Here is a 276-nt window from a genome sequence, read left to right as displayed (position 1 = left end):
AGACATCCACACCGAGTGAGCCGATTTTCTGGCTTTTGAGCGCTTCAATAGCATCTTTTGAGTTAAGCAGTTCACCACGGCTGGTATTGATGATCATGACCCCGTCGCGCATCTTACTAAAAGCATTTGCGTCCAGCATGTGGTAATTGTCTTTGCTCATCGGACAGTGCAGGGTAATGACGTCCGATTGACGGTAAATCTCGTCCAGTGAGGTGTAAGTCGCCCCCAGTTTTATCGCTTCTGGGTTTTCATAAGGGTCGTGAGCCAGAATGGTCA

Annotated in this window: 1 protein-coding gene; it reads right to left on the bottom strand. The window is 48.6% G+C overall.

Going from position 1 to position 276, the window contains the following annotated elements; genetic code table 11:
- The coding region (locus ACYP03_RS26025) for an NAD(P)-dependent oxidoreductase (protein ID WP_459782675.1) at positions 1-276 on the bottom strand (276 nt) is incomplete at both ends.

This window comes from Photobacterium sp. R1, from assembly GCF_054600795.1.
This window is presented reverse-complemented; position numbering and strand designations above follow the sequence as displayed.